General features: G+C 34.1%; 18 protein-coding genes. 17 read left to right on the forward strand and 1 reads right to left on the reverse strand.

Going from position 1 to position 17237, the window contains the following annotated elements:
• Positions 1–468: a ribosome assembly cofactor RimP gene (rimP, locus tag EK417_RS01680; RefSeq protein WP_076595947.1), complete on the reverse strand. Its 468-nt coding sequence runs from the start codon at positions 466–468 to the stop codon at positions 1–3.
• 214 nt (positions 469–682) lie between these two features.
• On the opposite strand from rimP, the gene EK417_RS01685 reads away from it, so the two are divergent.
• From EK417_RS01685 to EK417_RS01765, 17 genes are all read left to right on the forward strand, one after another.
• Positions 683–1996, forward strand: coding sequence for a UDP-glucose dehydrogenase family protein (locus EK417_RS01685; RefSeq protein WP_136521152.1), 1314 nt, complete (start codon positions 683–685; stop codon positions 1994–1996).
• 4 nt (positions 1997–2000) lie between these two features.
• Complete coding sequence (gene rfbB / locus EK417_RS01690; protein ID WP_076595949.1) at positions 2001–3080, forward strand: dTDP-glucose 4,6-dehydratase; 1080 nt, start codon at positions 2001–2003, stop codon at positions 3078–3080.
• Positions 3081–3211: 131 nt separating this feature from the next.
• Positions 3212–4075, forward strand: coding sequence for a glucose-1-phosphate thymidylyltransferase RfbA (gene rfbA / locus EK417_RS01695; RefSeq protein ID WP_076595950.1), 864 nt, complete (start codon positions 3212–3214; stop codon positions 4073–4075).
• Between the two features lie 174 nt (positions 4076–4249).
• Positions 4250–5098 (forward strand): ABC transporter permease, encoded by an 849-nt coding sequence (locus tag EK417_RS01700; RefSeq protein ID WP_110366470.1) that lies wholly within the window; start codon positions 4250–4252, stop codon positions 5096–5098.
• 44 nt (positions 5099–5142) lie between these two features.
• Positions 5143–6402: an ABC transporter ATP-binding protein gene (locus EK417_RS01705; protein ID WP_136521153.1), complete on the forward strand. Its 1260-nt coding sequence runs from the start codon at positions 5143–5145 to the stop codon at positions 6400–6402.
• Positions 6399–6800 carry a sugar 3,4-ketoisomerase gene (locus tag EK417_RS01710; RefSeq protein WP_110366472.1) on the forward strand — a complete coding sequence of 134 codons (402 nt, stop codon included), beginning with the start codon at positions 6399–6401 and terminating at the stop codon, positions 6798–6800. The genes EK417_RS01705 and EK417_RS01710 overlap by 4 nt, the downstream gene beginning before the upstream one ends.
• Positions 6790–7215 carry a sugar 3,4-ketoisomerase gene (locus tag EK417_RS01715; protein WP_110366473.1) on the forward strand — a complete coding sequence of 142 codons (426 nt, stop codon included), beginning with the start codon at positions 6790–6792 and terminating at the stop codon, positions 7213–7215. The genes EK417_RS01710 and EK417_RS01715 overlap by 11 nt, the downstream gene beginning before the upstream one ends.
• A complete protein-coding gene (locus EK417_RS01720) occupies positions 7202–8131 on the forward strand; it encodes a DegT/DnrJ/EryC1/StrS family aminotransferase (protein WP_136521154.1) in 930 nt (309 codons plus the stop codon). The genes EK417_RS01715 and EK417_RS01720 overlap by 14 nt, the downstream gene beginning before the upstream one ends.
• Positions 8118–8606 carry an acyltransferase gene (locus EK417_RS01725; protein WP_136521155.1) on the forward strand — a complete coding sequence of 163 codons (489 nt, stop codon included), beginning with the start codon at positions 8118–8120 and terminating at the stop codon, positions 8604–8606. Before EK417_RS01720 ends, EK417_RS01725 begins: the two co-directional genes overlap by 14 nt.
• Positions 8596–9528 carry a GNAT family N-acetyltransferase gene (locus EK417_RS01730; protein ID WP_136521156.1) on the forward strand — a complete coding sequence of 311 codons (933 nt, stop codon included), beginning with the start codon at positions 8596–8598 and terminating at the stop codon, positions 9526–9528. The genes EK417_RS01725 and EK417_RS01730 overlap by 11 nt, the downstream gene beginning before the upstream one ends.
• 3 nt (positions 9529–9531) lie before the next feature.
• Positions 9532–10632 (forward strand): DegT/DnrJ/EryC1/StrS family aminotransferase, encoded by a 1101-nt coding sequence (locus tag EK417_RS01735; RefSeq protein WP_110366477.1) that lies wholly within the window; start codon positions 9532–9534, stop codon positions 10630–10632.
• A 3-nt stretch (positions 10633–10635) separates the two neighbouring features.
• Entirely contained in the window at positions 10636–12135 is a 1500-nt protein-coding gene (locus EK417_RS01740; RefSeq protein WP_136521157.1) for a glycosyltransferase family 4 protein, read from the forward strand.
• Positions 12136–12150: 15 nt separating this feature from the next.
• The gene (locus tag EK417_RS01745) at positions 12151–13263 is read left to right on the forward strand and encodes a glycosyltransferase WbsX family protein (protein ID WP_136521158.1); all 1113 of its coding nucleotides are present in this window, start codon (positions 12151–12153) and stop codon (positions 13261–13263) included.
• The gene (locus EK417_RS01750; RefSeq protein WP_136521159.1) at positions 13260–14384 is read left to right on the forward strand and encodes a glycosyltransferase WbsX family protein; all 1125 of its coding nucleotides are present in this window, start codon (positions 13260–13262) and stop codon (positions 14382–14384) included. The genes EK417_RS01745 and EK417_RS01750 overlap by 4 nt, the downstream gene beginning before the upstream one ends.
• The gene (locus EK417_RS01755; RefSeq protein ID WP_136521160.1) at positions 14377–15222 is read left to right on the forward strand and encodes a glycosyltransferase family 2 protein; all 846 of its coding nucleotides are present in this window, start codon (positions 14377–14379) and stop codon (positions 15220–15222) included. Before EK417_RS01750 ends, EK417_RS01755 begins: the two co-directional genes overlap by 8 nt.
• A 66-nt stretch (positions 15223–15288) precedes the next feature.
• Positions 15289–15957, forward strand: coding sequence for an NAD-dependent epimerase/dehydratase family protein (locus EK417_RS01760; protein ID WP_136521161.1), 669 nt, complete (start codon positions 15289–15291; stop codon positions 15955–15957).
• A gap of 174 nt (positions 15958–16131) precedes the next feature.
• The gene (locus EK417_RS01765) at positions 16132–17040 is read left to right on the forward strand and encodes a glycosyltransferase family 2 protein (RefSeq protein ID WP_228457870.1); all 909 of its coding nucleotides are present in this window, start codon (positions 16132–16134) and stop codon (positions 17038–17040) included.
• Positions 17041–17237: the final 197 nt, after the last annotated feature.

Genomic DNA, 17237 nt, shown 5'->3' on the forward strand with positions numbered 1-17237 from the left:
TTAAAATTTAATTACTACTAATGCTTTTTTGATCTCAGGATAAGAAATCTCTTTCTCCTCCTCCACATCTACTTTTCCTTTTCCGATATCTTTTGGCTTACGGTAACGTAAAACAAGTGTGATCTTCTCATCGTCTACTTTTGACAATTCTCCTTCAATTTTGGAAGAATCCTCCAGCATCACCTCAATCTCTCTTCCAATGTTTTTATTGAACTGTCTTGGTGTGGATAATGGCTCGCTCAGTCCTGCAGACATCACCTGAAGGCTGAAGTCATGCTCTTCACGATCCATATTAAATTCAATGGCACGGCTTGCATCAAGACAATCCTGCAAAGAAACTCCGTTATCACCATCCAAAATCACTGTAATATCATCCCCTGCAGAAATTTTAAGATCGATAAGAAACAGATCTTTTCTGGTCTCAAGGAATTCATTTAATAATTCTTCAATTCTTTTTCTAAACTCCATATTTATTTATCTTGATTTACAGTACGAAAAAAGGCTTTCTTCCGAAGCCTTCCCATTTTTTCCGTAAATCCATTGCAAATATAAGCTTTTTTTCTAAAAATGCAAAATTATCTTAAGTATCAAGTAAATAGCGCAAGATTCATTTACAATAAATTAAAAGAATATGTCACAGGATTTTTATTACTTTTGTGTTTAGAATTTTAAAACAAACATTTTGAATATAACGATTGTAGGAACAGGTTATGTAGGATTAGTTACAGGAACTACTCTGGCAGAACTTGGCAATTCAGTATACTGTGTTGATATTGATGAAAAAAAAGTAGAAGGTATGAAAAGCGGCATTGTTCCCATCTATGAGCCGAACCTTGAAGAAATGTTTTTAAGAAACATCCAGTCTGAAAGATTATTTTTCACTACCAATCTTAAAGAAGCGCTGGACAAAAGCGAAGTTATATACCTGGCATTACCTACTCCTCCGGGAGAAGATGGATCTGCGGATCTGTCTTATGTACTTCAGGTAGCTAATAATATTGGTGAACTGATGACTGAATACAAAGTCATTGTCAATAAAAGTACGGTTCCCGTAGGAACTGCGGACAGAGTGAGAGAAGCAATTGCTTCCAAAACAGATATCGCTTTTGATGTAGTTTCAAACCCTGAATTCTTAAGAGAGGGCTTTGCTGTTGAAGATTCAATGAATCCCTCAAGAGTGGTGGTTGGCGCAAGTTCAGAAAGAGCTAAAGACATTATGTCTAAAATATACCAGCCTTTTACCAATACAGGAATTCCAATTATCTTCATGGATGAGAAGTCTTCAGAACTTACCAAATATGCAGCAAATTCATTTTTAGCGGTAAAAATTACCTTTATGAATGAAATTGCCAACTATTGTGAAAAGGTAGGTGCAGATGTGGATAAGGTAAGACTGGGAATGGGTAGTGACGACAGAATCGGGCACAGATTCTTATTCCCGGGAATCGGATATGGAGGAAGCTGCTTTCCTAAAGATGTAAAAGCGCTTATAAAATCCGGAAAACAGGAAGATTTTAATTTCCAGATTCTGGAAGCTACTGAAAATGTGAATACCACCCAGAAAGTTATTTTAGTTTCTGAAATTGAAAAATATTTTGGCGGAAGCATTGAAGGAAAGAAAATTGCCATGTGGGGGCTTGCCTTTAAAGCAAACACAGATGACATCAGAGAAGCTTCCTCTTTAGATAATATTGCTCTTCTGCTGGAGAAAGGAGCTGAAATCATAGCCTATGATGCGGTTGCAGAAAATAATGTACAGAAACTCTTAGGCAATAAAATACAGTATGCCAAAGGGATGTATGACGCACTGGAAAACGCAGACGCACTATTTATTGCTACAGAATGGCCGGAATTCAAAAACCCTAATTTTGAACTGATGGCTAAAAAAATGAAAAACAAAGTCATTTTTGACGGTAGAAATATGTACCCGCTGGAAATCCCTGAACAAAACGGATTTCATTATAAAAGTATAGGAAGAAAGACCATCACAAAATAAATCAATGAAAAACATTATCATCACAGGAGGTGCCGGATTTATCGGTTCTCATGTTGTAAGAGAGTTTGTAAAAAACAATCCGGATACTACAATCATCAATCTTGATGCTCTTACCTACGCCGGAAATCTGGAAAACTTAAAGGACATCGAAAATGAGCCTAATTATGTTTTCGAAAAAGCAGATATCACAAAACCGGAAGAACTTAGAAAAGTTTTCGAAAAATATAACCCGGATGCTGTTGTACATTTGGCAGCAGAAAGCCACGTAGACAGAAGTATTACAGATCCAATGGCATTTATCAATACGAATGTAAACGGAACTGCTAATCTTCTGAACCTTTGTAAAGAATTCTGGACATTAAATCCTGATCATACTCACGGCAGATTCCCGGATGAAAAAAGAAAGAATCTTTTCTATCACATTTCTACTGACGAAGTATATGGAAGCTTAGGCGAAACCGGGTTCTTTTTAGAAACAACGTCTTACGACCCTCAATCTCCATATTCTGCTTCAAAGGCTGCTTCCGATCATTTGGTGAGAGCTTACGGAAATACCTATGGAATGCCTTTCATCGTATCAAACTGTTCCAACAACTACGGTCCGAATCATTTCCCTGAAAAGCTGATTCCTCTTTGTATTTCTAATATTATCAATGAAAAACCGCTTCCCATTTATGGCGACGGAAAATACACCAGAGACTGGTTATTCGTCATTGACCATGCCAAAGCGATTCATCAGATCTTTAAGGAAGCAAAAACCGGAGAAACTTATAATATAGGAGGTTTCAACGAATGGCAGAATATTGACCTTGTAAAAGAACTGATCAAACAAATGGATGCCAAACTGGAAAGACCCGAAGGCTATTCTGAAAAACTGATCTCTTTTGTAAAAGACAGACCGGGCCACGATAAACGCTACGCCATTGATGCAACAAAACTGAATAAAGATTTAGGCTGGAAACCTTCAGTAACTTTTGAAGAAGGGCTGGCAAAAACTATCGACTGGTATCTTGAAAATAAAGAGTGGCTTGAGAATGTAACTTCAGGCAACTATCAGGATTACTACAGCAAGCAATACAGCTAAATTTCCTGCTATTAAGGAAGAATTATAGAATCTGGGATAATTAATTACATTTCAGTTTTTATCATCAACCAGAAATAGCTAAATAAATGCATTTACAACACAAAAGAAATACGCGTAATACGTACCAAAACATGAAAGGAATAATACTAGCCGGAGGTTCCGGAACAAGACTTTACCCTCTTACCATTGCAGTAAGCAAGCAGCTGATGCCTGTTTACGACAAACCCATGATTTACTATCCGCTTTCCACACTACTTTTAGCAGGAATCAAGGATATTCTCATCATCACTACTCCACATGACCAGGAAGGTTTCATCAAGCTTTTGGGTGATGGCTCACAAATTGGCTGTAATATAGAATATGTTGTACAGCCTAGCCCGGACGGTTTAGCACAAGCTTTTATTCTGGGCGAACAGTTTATTGGGAATGACGCCGCTGCACTGGTATTGGGAGATAATATTTTCTACGGTTCAGAAATGGGAACTTTATTGAAAAACAAAACCAATCCGGAAGGAGGAGTTGTTTTCGCTTATCACGTAGCGGATCCGGAAAGATATGGTGTAGTGGAATTTGACAAAAATCTGAAAGCTGTTTCTATTGAAGAAAAGCCTTTAAATCCTAAGTCAAACTATGCTGTCCCTGGCCTTTATTTTTATGATAACAGCGTAGTGGAAATCGCTAAAAACATCAAGCCTTCTGCAAGAGGCGAGCTGGAAATCACAGATATCAACAATGTTTATTTAAACAATGGAAAACTTGAAGTAGCTGTTCTTAACAGAGGAACCGCATGGCTGGATACAGGAACTTTTGATTCTCTTCATGACGCTTCAGAATTTGTGAGTGTTATTGAAAAAAGACAAGGATTTAAAATTGGCTGTATTGAAGAAATTGCCTTCAGAAACAAATTCATTGATGAAGAGAAGCTGCTTGAAACTGCGACTAAATATGGCAAAAGCGGATACGGTGAATACCTGAAACAACTTATCGGAAAATAACACATATAATTTATAAAATTCATAGACTATTGGCTTTATGGTCAATAGTTTTTGCTCATACCAACAAATATCAATATATTAGTTGTTGATTTTTAGTTTTATTGACAATGAAAATTCATAAACTAATACATAAGGTAAGAATTAATTATTATAAATTTGCAAAAACTTACACAGATGAATGAACCACAACAGAAGTGGACAGAAACGATTGATGCAGATCATTCGCTATTTGACTTGAAGCTAAAAGAAGTCTGGAGATACAAAGACCTTGTTTATATGTTTGTAAAAAGAGATTTTGTATCCAGCTTTAAACAGACTATTTTAGGCCCGATATGGTTTTTTATCAATCCCATTTTAACGACTATCGTTTATCTGGTTATTTTTGGAAGAATTGCCAAATTGCCTACAGACGGAGCTCCGCCACTGCTTTTTTATCTGGCTGGTGTTACCCTTTGGAATTACTTTTCTTCCTCATTAATGGCCACCTCCTCTACTTTCACCGGAAATGCCGGAATCTTTGGAAAAGTATATTTCCCAAGACTGGTTACTCCGTTATCTATCGTTATTTCAAACCTGATGCGGTTTGGAGTACAGTTTGTCTTATTTATTCTTGTGTGGGCATATTACCTGAACGAAGGAAAGGTTCATCCTAACATCTGGATTCTTGCGACTCCGTTCCTTATATTCTTAATGGCACTTTTTGCCTTAGGAGTTGGGATGATCTTTTCGTCACTGACTACAAAGTATAAAGATCTTGCTATGTTACTGGGTTTTGGAGTAAGCTTATATATGTATGCAACTCCCGTAATCTATCCTGTTTCTTCACTACCAGGATTCTTTAAAAAACTGGCTTATTATAATCCTTTAACCGGTATTTTTGAATGTTTTAAATATGCTTGGATAGGTGCTGGAGACTTTTCTCCCGCCATGCTTGGAATCAGTACGGTGATTATTCTCATTCTTTTAATGACAGGAATCGTCGTATTCAATAAGGTTGAAAAAAGCTTTATGGATACTGTATAGCATCTATTGAGAAACTTTCGTATTAATTTTTAAATCATTTAAATATGCTGGCTTTAAAAGCAGAAAATATATCAAAACAATACCGTCTGGGACAAGTCGGGACAGGTACTCTTTCCCATGACCTTAACAGGTTCTGGCATAAAGTAAGAGGAAAAGAAGATCCTTATCTGAAAATTGGAGAAGCCAATGACAGAACGACAAAAGGAGATTCAGAATACGTATGGTCTCTTCGGGATATCGATTTTGAAATCGCACAGGGAGATGCTGTTGGAATTATCGGAAGAAACGGTGCAGGAAAATCTACACTGTTAAAGGTTTTAAGTAAAGTTACAAAACCTACTACAGGTAAAATTTATACCCATGGAAGAATTGCATCATTGCTGGAAGTAGGAACAGGTTTCCATCCTGAAATGACGGGACGGGAAAATGTCTTTCTGAATGGAGCTATTCTGGGAATGACAAGAAAAGAAATTACCAGGAAATTTGATGAAATTGTAGACTTTTCCGGTGTTGAAAGATATATTGATACTCCTGTAAAAAGATATTCTTCCGGAATGTACGTCCGTCTTGCTTTTGCTGTAGCAGCGCATTTAGAGTCTGAGATCCTTATCGTAGATGAAGTTTTGGCCGTAGGCGATGCCGAGTTTCAGAAAAAATGTTTGGGTAAGATGAATGATGTGACCAGAGGTGAAGGCCGAACTATTCTTTTTGTAAGCCACAATATGACTGCCATAAAAGAGTTATGTTCAAAAGGAATTCTTTTAAACCAGGGAAAAATTGATTACCAAGGAGATATTCTTAATACCATTATAGAATATCAAAAAAGCAGCACAAAAGAAAGTTCCTATATCTATAATGGGAATCTTGATGAGGCTCTGGGAAATGAAAATATCAGAATAAAAGAATTTTCAGTATCTCCTATTAAAGGAGATTTACTGGATATTGATTCCGGGGTACATGTAAAACTTGTTTTCCATAATTACTGCCCGGATATTACACTTGACACAACATTTGAGTTAAAAAATTATGAAGAACTGGTGATTTTCCATGTTGGAAAATTTGTTTCTGAGAACAATGATTCAAAAATTGGAGAATATACTGTAGAATTTGATATCCCTGCCGGACTTTTGAATGCCGGAAACTATTATTTCAGACTCTATTTTGGAAAAGATCAAAAAATTCTGCTCTATGGAATTGATGAATTTATCGGTTTTGAGGTAGAAAACGTAAAAGTGGGAACAATGATGCACATCTATCCGGGAATCACCAGGCCGTTTTTTGAATATAAAGTACAAACACCATGAGTCCTAAGATAATAGAATTGCCTAAAATATATGATAAAAGAGGGAATTTATCCTTTTTTGAACATCCCAATCAACTGCCATTTGAGATACAAAGGACATATTGGGTATATGATGTGCCAGGAGGAGAAGTAAGAGGAAGCCATGCATTCAAGGAACAGCAGGAATTTATCATTGCTCTTTCAGGTAGCTTTGATGTGGTAATAGATAATGGAAAATCAGAGCAGAGATTTTCACTGAACAGATCTTACTATGGCTTATATATTCCTAAAATGTTTTGGCGAAGATTGGAAAACTTTTCGACTAACTCATTAGCACTTATTGTTTCCGACAAAGAGTACAATGAAAATGACTACATAAGAAATTTTGAAGAATTTAAAATACTGACTAATGAAGAATAATATTTCTGTATTTGACTGTAATGTTATTGATTTAGGTAAAATCAGTTTTGATGAAGGTAATCTTACAGTAGTTGAAAACAATTCATCTTTTCCTTTTAATGTAAAAAGAGTTTTCTATTTATATGATATTGCCGGAGGTGAAAGCAGAGGGGCTCATTCTCATAAAGAATGTCACCAATTTCTCATTGCAGCAAGTGGTAGTTTTGAAGTTTCTTTAGATGATGGAAAATTTAAGCGACAGGTTTTCCTTAACCGTCCTGATTTAGGATTACATATTCCTCCCGGGATATGGGCTTCTGAAATTAATTTTTCTTCAGGAGCAATTTGTCTGGTACTTGCCTCTCATTCTTACAATGAAGCAGATTATATAAGAAATTATGAGGATTTCAAAAAATTAAGAAATGATCTTTTATAAAGGGCAAATCATAAATCCTGAAAATTTCAGACAACCGTCTTTTTTCATTAGTCCATTCAGAACATCTGATTTAGGAAAGAATGATTCAATTATAAAGGACGAATACCCTTCTGATGAAGAATTATTAAAAAAATTTCATTCATTTTTTGGAGAAACGCATGAATACTTTTTGAGCGGCAAGGAAGCAATAAACCAAGCATTAAGTCTCTATAATCTTGAAAGTGATGATGAAGTTCTCATCATCACTACAACTTCCAATTCTTACATAAGCAGCTGTGTTACTAAAGAAATTGAAAAATTTTGTCAGTGGTCCAGAGAAAAGACAAATAAAACGAAATTAATTTTTGTTATTCACGAGTTTGGAAAGGTTTACCCTGATATGGAAAGAATAAAAAGTTATAATATTCCTATTATTGAAGACTGTGCCATGAGTATGCTGTCCAACAACTCGCAACATCAAATAGGTCAATATGGAGACTTTACTATTTATAGCATTCCGAAATTTTTCCCAGTACAATTTGGTGGAATATTAAGGATTAATAATAACTATAAATTAGAAACTCAAAAACCATATCAGAATTATTTGCAGAAGATATGCCTATATTATCTAAAAGATATTGAAAATATTACTATACAAAGAAGAGCAAATAATCAATATTTAATTTCAAAATTAGAAAAAATAGGTTTCAAATCATTCTTTGATTATAATGAGCATGAAACTCCTTCTGTTTGTATGTTTGAAAATAACGGCTGTGATCTATCTGAATTAAAAATATTCCTTCAGCAGAATGGAATAGAGTGTAGTATATTTTACGGTAAAGATGTATTCTTCATACCAGTTCATCAAAACCTGGGAACTTTTGAAATGGATTATATTGTTAACCTTATAGAATATTTTGTGTATGAAACTAAGTAATATTTCATTAGGTGAAAATGTTGTTATTGATCCTACTACATCAATAAACAACGTGAAAATTGCAGATAATGTTAAAATTGCAAAGCTATGCAGTATTTATGGATCCGAAAAGAACCAGCTGGAAATCGGGCAATCATCTTATGTAGGTATGTTCAGCATCCTTAACGGATTTAGCAGAAAACTTACAGTAGGTAAACATGTTTCTATAGCGCAAAATGTAAACATTATGACAGATTCCGGTCCTAATGCAAGTGAAGAAATGCAAAAAATATTTCCTCTTATCTCAGGAGAAGTACAAATTGGTGATCACAGCTGGATTGGTGCCAATGCGATTATTATGCCGGGCGTACACTTAGGAAAATTCTGTGTAGTAGCAGCAAACAGTTTTGTCAACAAAAGTTTTCCGGATTATTCGATGATTGGAGGAAACCCTGCAAAACTTATAAAAACATTACTATCACCTGATGAAATTTGAAATAATCAAATATAATAATTCGTATAAAGAAATTTGGAATTCTTTTATCTCAACATCAAAAAACGGGCTTTTCTTTTTTGAGAGAGATTTTATGGAATATCACTCTGATCGATTCAAAGACCATTCTCTTATAATTCTTAAAAATAATAAAATTACAGCATTATTTCCTGCTAATGAATCTGAAAAGCAGATTATTTCTCATGGCGGATTAACTTTTGGGGCTTTAATTATATCTCATACTGTAAAAACAAGTGAAGTTCTGGAGATTTTTAGTGAAATAAAGCAATACTATTCTGAGCTTTCTTTCGATGAAATAATATACAAAGCGATTCCCCATATTTTTCATAAGTATCCTGCAGAAGAAGATTTATATGCACTTTTCCGTAATGATGCCAATCTGTACAGAAGAGATATTTCATCAGTTATCGATCTTTCACAGCCTATCCGATTTTCAGAGACCAAAAGGCAATTGGTAAGAAAGTGTAAAGAAAATAATGTAACTGTTACAGAAAATACAAACTTTGAAGAATACTGGGGCTTACTTACTTCTGTTCTTCAGAAGTTTGATGCAAAACCAGTACATACAATAGAAGAAATTACATTATTAAAAGAAAAATTTCCAGAAAATATAAGACTGTATGAAGCTCAAAAAGATGGCAACATCTTAGCTGGTATTGTTATTTTTGATTTCGGAAATGTCATTCATACTCAATATATGGCAGCATCTCCAGAAGGAAGAAAAGCAGGAGCATTAGATTTCATCAATCATTTTCTCTTGGATACATTCAAAGACAGAAAATATTACAGTTTTGGAATTTCCACAGAGAAACAAGGTACATACTTAAATGAAGGGTTAATTCAGCAGAAAGAAAATATGGGAGCAAGAGGAATTACCTTAGATTTTTATTCAATTAAACTTTAAATTATGATTAAATTTCTTGATTTACAAAAGGTAAACTTACAATATCAAAATGAAATAGAGGCTAAACTTTTAGAAGTTTTCCGCTCCGGATGGTATCTCATGGGTAGCCAGCTTTCAAGCTTTGAAAAAAATCTTTCGGATTATATCGGGACCAAGCACTCTATTGGTGTCGCCAATGGTTTGGATGCTTTAAGACTCATTTTAAGAGCCTATATAGAATTAGGAGTAATGAATATCGGGGATGAAATCATCGTTCCTTCCAATACTTATATTGCTTCTATTCTAGCTATTTCAGACAATGGCTTAGTTCCTGTTTTAGTAGAACCAGAAATTAACACTTATAATATTAACATCTCTAAAATTGAAGAAAAGATAACTTCCAAAACCAAAGGTATTCTTATTGTACATCTTCAGGGAAGAGTTGTTTTTTCTGATTCACTTAAAGAAATTGCAAGAAAGCACAATCTGAAAATTATAGAGGACAATGCCCAGGCAATTGGAGCAGAATGGAATGGAATAAAATCCGGAAATCTTGGGGATGCTGCGGGTTTTAGCTTTTATCCGGGCAAAAACCTAGGAGCTTTAGGGGATGCAGGCGCTGTCACCACAAATGATGATGATTTAATGAAAGTAATTAGAGCATTAGCCAATTATGGCTCTAATCAAAAATATGTCAATATATATAAAGGATTAAATTCAAGGCTTGATGAAATTCAGGCTGCGGTTTTGGATATTAAACTAAAATATATCGATAACGAAAATAAAATCAGACGAAAGATTTCAAAGCGTTTTATAGACGAAATAAAAAACCCGGCAATTATTCTTCCTGAATATCCTGCTGATGAAAATGAACATGTTTGGCATGTATTTGTTATCCGCTCTGAAAAAAGAGATGAGTTACAGACATATCTTACAGAAAATGGGGTGCAGACTTTAATCCACTATCCTATTCCTCCTCATAAACAAGAAGCTTACAAAGATTGGAATAATCTTTCATTTCCAATCAGTGAAAAGATTCATGCTGAAGTATTGAGTCTTCCAATTTCTCCTGTTATGGAGGATGAAGAAATAAATAAAATTATTGAGATTATAAATAAGTTTTAGTCCATGTCAAGACTATTAGAGAATAAGAAATTTTTCCTTAAAACATTAAAAATCGCTAAACTTCTTTTTGACGAAAAGAAGTTTAATGACTGTTTGATGTATATAGAGAAAATATCATATTCAGCATGGTATAATTTTCCGGGATATTACACCTCTAATTGTTTTGAATCAATTATCAGAAACATTGCTCTTGAAAGTTTAGATTTTGAGAACGTAAGTATTCAAGATACCACAGAAGATAAAACATTACACATTTTTTCTGAAATAAGCAGCATTGGAGGACATTCAAAGCTTATCTTCAGCTGGATAGAAAATGATAAAAAAAGTAAACATTATCTAATGAGCACCTGGCAAAATTTTCAGGAGATTTCTGAAATAGCCGGATCCTATCAATATAAAATAGATAATAATGTTTTTACTTATGATCAGAAGCTGAGCATTATTGAAAAATCTCAAAAAATAGTAGATACTTTAAAGGAAAATAATTTTAGTAGAATTATCCTGCATATTCACCCACATGATGTAATTCCGTCAATGATTTTTTCTTCCAATAAATTAAAAAGTCCTGTATTTTTTCTTAATCATGCTGAGCATACTTATTGGCTGGGTGTACCTGTTACAGATTTTCTGCTTCAGATAAGAGAATCAAATATTTTAAAAGATTCTAAAAACAGAAATATTCCTGTACAAGATCAGTTCTTCTTGCCAATACCTGTAGATGAGTCATATTCATTAAAAAAGACAGAAAAAAATACATTCAATATTATTTCGATTGGCAGAGAATCAAAGTATGAACCCAATCAGGAATATAATTTCTATCAGGAAGCGTTAAAAATTGTAAAAAAATTTGAACATGTCGTCTTTACTATCATAGGTATTGAACTAAATAATCCCAACAGGAAGATTTATTCTCATGAACGATTAATTTTCATTCATCCTACAAGAGATATTAACCAATACATTGAAAATGCAGACTTATATCTGGAAGGGTTTCCTATACCATCTTTCACATCACTTCTGGAACCGGCAATGGCTGGAGTTCCTTTTATAATGCACTACAATCCCGCAAGTGTCTATAAAGTTTTTGAAGATAATAAAGAAAAAGGGATATTTTATCCGAAAGATCTGAAAAGCTGGGAGCGTGAAGTAGAAAAGATGATCACAGATGAAAATTATAGAAACCTCGTCAATAATTTACAAGTAAAATATTTACGTGAAAAATATTCCTCACAAGGCTGGAGTATGAAGCTAGAAGAGATTAAAAGTTTTTCTAAAGATAAAAATCATATAGTTAGGCCTATTCCTAGCAAAGAAAAATATAGAGATGGAAGAGATGAGGAATTAGTGTCTGTTATTGAAACAAAAACAACCAATCATTATTCTTATACAAAAAGTTTAGGATTTTTTTCAAAATTAAAAGTTATAGTATTATCTTTTGATAATCCTTCATGGGTAGAAATTTTACCTTGGAAACAAACGATCAAATATTTATTTAATAGATAATTTAAGCACATAAATATGAAATTAAGACCAATCGCCATACATTTACCACAGTTTCATCCGTTCCCGGAAAATGATGAATGGTGGGGAAAAGGTTTTACAGAGTGGACTAACGTCACAAAAGCAAAACCATTATTTGAAAACCATTATCAACCACACTTGCCCTCAGATCTTGGTTTCTATGACCTAAGGCTGGAAGAAGCAAGAATTGCCCAGGAACTTCTGGCCAAACAATATGGAATCTATGGGTTCTGTTATTATCATTACTGGTTTAATGGTAAAAGATTAATGCACGAACCTATTGACAGAAAATTGAAAAATCCTAAAGAGGATCTTCCTTTCATGCTCTGCTGGGCAAATGAAAACTGGACCAGACGTTGGGATGGTAATGATCAGGAAGTATTAATTGAGCAAAAATACTCTGATCAGGATAATGAAGATCATATCGATTTCTTACTTCCCATCTTGATGGATGATAGATATATTAGGGTAAATAATAAACCTGTTATTGTTATTTATAAACCCAATATTTTGCCTAATATGCAGGAGACAATCAAATGCTGGCGAGAGAAAGCAAAAGCAGCTGGCTTAGAACTGTACATATGCCATATGGTTTTCTCCTATCAAAAAGGTTGGGATCATTTGGTAGAAGGTTTTGATGCCGCAATTGATTTTGAACCTTTTGGAATACGCAGAAAAAGTGTCTTTCAGGAAATTCGGGAAAGCAATAAAAAAAATAAAAGTGGTATTCTAAACAAAGTCAAAAATATTTTCTCTGAAAAAGAGACAGACAATAGATATAACAGGATTCCATATAAATGGATGGGGGAAGGTTTAGCTCATCAAAAACAATTTGATTTTAAGCTTTACCCCTCTCTTGTACCCGGATGGGACAATACATCCAGACGGGGCACAAACCCCACTCTGATACTTGAAGACTCTACGCCTGAGTATTTTGGAGACTGGCTTTCAAAAATTAAGTCAGATTTCACTCCCTATTCTGAGGAAGAAAATTTCATTTTTATTAATGCCTGGAATGAATGGGCGGAAGGGAACCACTTAGAACCTGACCACAAATTTGGAACACAATATCTGGAATCCGTTAAAAAACTGTTTTTAAATCAATTATGAAAAAAATAAAGCCCCTTGCATTTTATCTCCCTCAATATCACCCTGTTCCTGAAAATGACGAATGGTGGGGAAAAGGTTTTACAGAATGGACCAATGTAGGAAAAGCTAAACCTTTATTTGAAGGACACGAACAACCTATATATCCTGGAGATCTGGGGTATTATGACCTGCGTGTTCCTGAAGTAAGAGAACAGCAGGCTCAGATGGCAAAAGACTATGGGGTACATGGATTTATTTATTATCACTACTGGTTTGGTAACGGCAAACAACTGCTGGAACGCGTGGCAAATGATGTATTACAATCAGGAGAACCAGATTTCCCTTTTTGCTTCTGCTGGGCCAATGAAACCTGGTCAGGAATATGGCACGGGTTATCAGAAAAAATACTTGCTGAACAAGTCTATCCTGATGAGCAGGACTTAATTGCCCATTTCGAATATCTTCTGCCTTTCTTCAAAGACGAGAGGTATATCAAAATAGACAACAAACCTCTTTTCATTATCTATGATCCGAATCATTTAAATGAAGGTGATCCGCAATATATTACAAAATTCAAAGAGCTCGCCAGAAAAAACGGATTTAATGATCTTTACATTATGGCATCCAATAAACTCCGTGATGACCTGGATTTTAAATCTATGGGATATGACAGTAAGATCTCCAATGCATTTCAAAAGGCCTGGATCCCTCATATTGCGAAGAAAGAATATATCTCTCACTCTCAATATTATAAAAACAGGATAAAAGGATTAATAGGAATTAAGAAAAAAGAACAGCCTAAAGTTAAAATTCAGGATGCCAAGGCAGTAGTAAATGACTTAAAGTTTGAAGAAAGCAATATTCCTACCTATCCATGTATACTGCCCAATTGGGACAATACTCCAAGAAGCGGCTACAGAGGAATCATTCTGGCTAACAATTCCCCGGAACTGTTCGAACAGCAAGTAGAAAAGGCTGTAGAATATCTTGAAGATAAAAAGGAGTATCCGGAACAGTTTTTAATTATAAAATCCTGGAACGAATGGGCAGAAGGAAACATCCTGGAACCAGATAGAAAACATGGTTTTGGATATTTGAATGCATTAAAAAAAATCTTGAACAAACACAGTCGAAATGAGTAAAATCAGTGTACTTATCGCCAACTATAATAATGGCCATTTTTTTGAAAAATGCTACCAAAGTTTAGTTGCTCAGACAGAAACAGACTGGGAAGCGGTAATTTTGGATGATGGCTCTACTGATGATTCTCTTGAAGTCATAAAAAAAATCATAGGTAACGATTCCCGGTTTAAAATCAATCAGAGTGATAAAAACAGGGGAATCGGATATACAAAAAGAAGATTAATAGAGCTTGCTGAAGCAGAAATATGTGGTTTTTTAGATCCTGATGACGGGTTAACAACTCATGCTTTGGAAGTTGTTTTAAAGGCACATTCTGAATATCCCGAAGTGGGTTTGGTGTATTCAAACTTTATCCGTTGTGATCAGTACCTCAACCCTCAGTCTGTACACAAAGCAAAACAAATTACAGAACTGGATCAATCCTACTATAATTTCAATGCAGAAATTTCACATTTTGTAACCTTTAAAAAGAAAATATACGAGAAGACATCAGGCATTGATCCTTTTTTGAAAATTGCTGAAGATAAAGACTGGTATATGAAAATGTGTGAGATAGCTCCTGTTAAATATATTGATGAAGATCTATATTTATACAGAATTCATGATACTGGTATTTCTACTACTAAAAATGCTGAGAAAGCACTGTTCTGGCACTGGGTAGCACTGATAAAAATGGCAGAAAGAAGAAACATCAGTGTCGAAGATCTTTTTCTTCAAAGCTATGTTCCAAAAAATAAATATGAACATGCGCTCAACCAATTGAATCATGTAAAAAATTCAAGATGGGCAAAACTGGGAAATAAAATTGGGTTATTTAAAATCTTTAAAAAACTCTAAAATCTATTGATCCCGTTGAAAGATTTAAAAGATATACAACTAACATCTTAAGTATACAAGAAGCATATGATTATTGGTAATGGAATTCTGGCAAACGCCGTAAGACTTTATGATAAAGAAGATGTTATTTTTTTTGCATCAGGAGTTTCCAATTCGTTGGAAAAAAATCCAGCTGAATTTGAAAGAGAAATATCTCTCATGAAATTGATGATCAGCCAGTATCCAGATAAAAAGATGATCTATTTCTCCACATGCAGTATTTACGATCCCAGTAAAACTGACAGCCCTTACGTATTGCATAAACTCGCTATTGAAAACGTAATTACTGAGCACTGTGCGAGCTATATCATTTTCAGGGTAGGAAATGCTGTAGGCCGGGGAGGAAATCCCAATACACTGATCAATTTTCTCAAAAATTCAATTTTGTCTGAAAATAAACTGACAATCCACAGTAATGCAAGAAGGATTCTGATTGGAACAGATGACATTGCCTCATTTGTTGGAAAATACATGAAAAATTTCAACAATGAGATTGTTAATCTCGCCTATCCCTACCAATATGCGCTACCTGAGATCTTAACTCAGCTGGAAGATCATCTAGCCAAAAATGCGACTTATGAAAGTATAAATGAAGGTTCTTTTTATAATATAGAATTCAACAGCCTTACAAAAGATTTTTTCGCTGGCTGGTCACCTGATGAATATTTAAAAAAGCTTTATACATCCTATTTGTAAGTGATAATACCATAAAATATGATGTATCCCGTTCTGTATCCGAAAAAATAATGTTGTACCTTCGGCCAGAAAAATTCAGTGATCATCAGCCTAACAAAAGCAGTGTATATGACTGCCAGTTTATGATCAATTGAAGTATAAAAAACACATTAAACCTACTGAATAAAAATGAAAATGAATCCCAAAATATCCGTAATTGTTCCCTGCTATAAACAGGCTCGTTTTTTAGATGAGTCTTTGCAGTCTGTACTGGACCAAACCTATAAAAATTGGGAATGCATTATTGTCAATGACGGATCGCCTGATAATACTGACGAAGTAGCTGATAAATGGGTAAAAAAAGACAACCGCTTCAAATACCTCTATAAAGAAAATGGTGGATTATCTTCTGCAAGAAATGCAGCTTTGAAAATCGTTACCGGAGATTATATCCAGTTTTTAGATTCTGATGATATCTTAGTTGAAACCAAGTTTTCAGATTCATTAAATTTGATACAAGACCAAGAAGCAATAGTAGTGTCAGACTTTTGTTTATTTGATGATTCCGATAAACAAAAATTATTACCTCCTTTTTGCAAGCTGTCTCAAGATTTGCTGAATTTCGAATCTATTTTATATCAATGGGATTTTACATTCACAATTCCTATTCATTGTGGAATTTTTCCAAAATCTCTTTTTGAAACTATTCATTTTAATGAAAATTTAAAAGCAAAAGAAGACTGGCTTTTATGGATTCAAATTGCACAAAAAAATATTAATTTTATTTATTTAAATGCTCCTCTGGCTTTGTATAGAAAACATGCAAGGAGTATGTCCCGAGATAGAAAACATATGATTTTATATCAAATGCTGTTCTATAATGAAGCTGAAAAAGTGATTTCAAATTCTGATTTCAATAAATTACTCCTAAAGCATTTAGATGTTAATTATAATAAAGTCAACGAACTGACCATTGAGATAAGAAATCTAAAAGAATCAAAAACTTTTAAACTCTTTTTATTTTTAAAAAAAGTGATTAAAAATATGGGGTTATTAAATTTGTCTAAAACATTATTAAATTTAACATTGAAGTTTAGGAGATAAATTTCATTTATAAAAGATACAACACAGTTAAATTAGTATTGAGCGCAATTTGACTCTATGGAGAATTTTGTTATGATTCTAGTTTTGAAATTATTGTTGCAGGTAATTCTGAAGAATTCTTACAAAGTAATACAAGACTAAGAAAATAAAAATTATCAATCTCCGGAAAGTACATTATTTTTTACAATATACTAAGA

Source organism: Chryseobacterium candidae (genome assembly GCF_004916905.1).
GTDB lineage: Bacteria > Bacteroidota > Bacteroidia > Flavobacteriales > Weeksellaceae > Chryseobacterium > Chryseobacterium candidae.

Coding starts and splice junctions, on each gene's coding strand:
- EK417_RS01745 (WP_136521158.1), top strand. CDS start 12,151: ATGAAATTAAGACCAATCGCCATACATTTACCACAGTTTCATCCGTTC.
- EK417_RS01730 (WP_136521156.1), top strand. CDS start 8,596: ATGAAATTTGAAATAATCAAATATAATAATTCGTATAAAGAAATTTGG.
- EK417_RS01720 (WP_136521154.1), top strand. CDS start 7,202: ATGATCTTTTATAAAGGGCAAATCATAAATCCTGAAAATTTCAGACAA.
- rfbB (WP_076595949.1), top strand. CDS start 2,001: ATGAAAAACATTATCATCACAGGAGGTGCCGGATTTATCGGTTCTCAT.
- EK417_RS01710 (WP_110366472.1), top strand. CDS start 6,399: ATGAGTCCTAAGATAATAGAATTGCCTAAAATATATGATAAAAGAGGG.
- EK417_RS01715 (WP_110366473.1), top strand. CDS start 6,790: ATGAAGAATAATATTTCTGTATTTGACTGTAATGTTATTGATTTAGGT.
- rfbA (WP_076595950.1), top strand. CDS start 3,212: ATGAAAGGAATAATACTAGCCGGAGGTTCCGGAACAAGACTTTACCCT.
- EK417_RS01760 (WP_136521161.1), top strand. CDS start 15,289: ATGATTATTGGTAATGGAATTCTGGCAAACGCCGTAAGACTTTATGAT.
- EK417_RS01755 (WP_136521160.1), top strand. CDS start 14,377: ATGAGTAAAATCAGTGTACTTATCGCCAACTATAATAATGGCCATTTT.
- EK417_RS01735 (WP_110366477.1), top strand. CDS start 9,532: ATGATTAAATTTCTTGATTTACAAAAGGTAAACTTACAATATCAAAAT.
- EK417_RS01765 (WP_228457870.1), top strand. CDS start 16,132: ATGAATCCCAAAATATCCGTAATTGTTCCCTGCTATAAACAGGCTCGT.
- EK417_RS01700 (WP_110366470.1), top strand. CDS start 4,250: ATGAATGAACCACAACAGAAGTGGACAGAAACGATTGATGCAGATCAT.
- rimP (WP_076595947.1), bottom strand. CDS start 468: ATGGAGTTTAGAAAAAGAATTGAAGAATTATTAAATGAATTCCTTGAG.
- EK417_RS01740 (WP_136521157.1), top strand. CDS start 10,636: ATGTCAAGACTATTAGAGAATAAGAAATTTTTCCTTAAAACATTAAAA.
- EK417_RS01705 (WP_136521153.1), top strand. CDS start 5,143: ATGCTGGCTTTAAAAGCAGAAAATATATCAAAACAATACCGTCTGGGA.
- EK417_RS01750 (WP_136521159.1), top strand. CDS start 13,260: ATGAAAAAAATAAAGCCCCTTGCATTTTATCTCCCTCAATATCACCCT.
- EK417_RS01725 (WP_136521155.1), top strand. CDS start 8,118: ATGAAACTAAGTAATATTTCATTAGGTGAAAATGTTGTTATTGATCCT.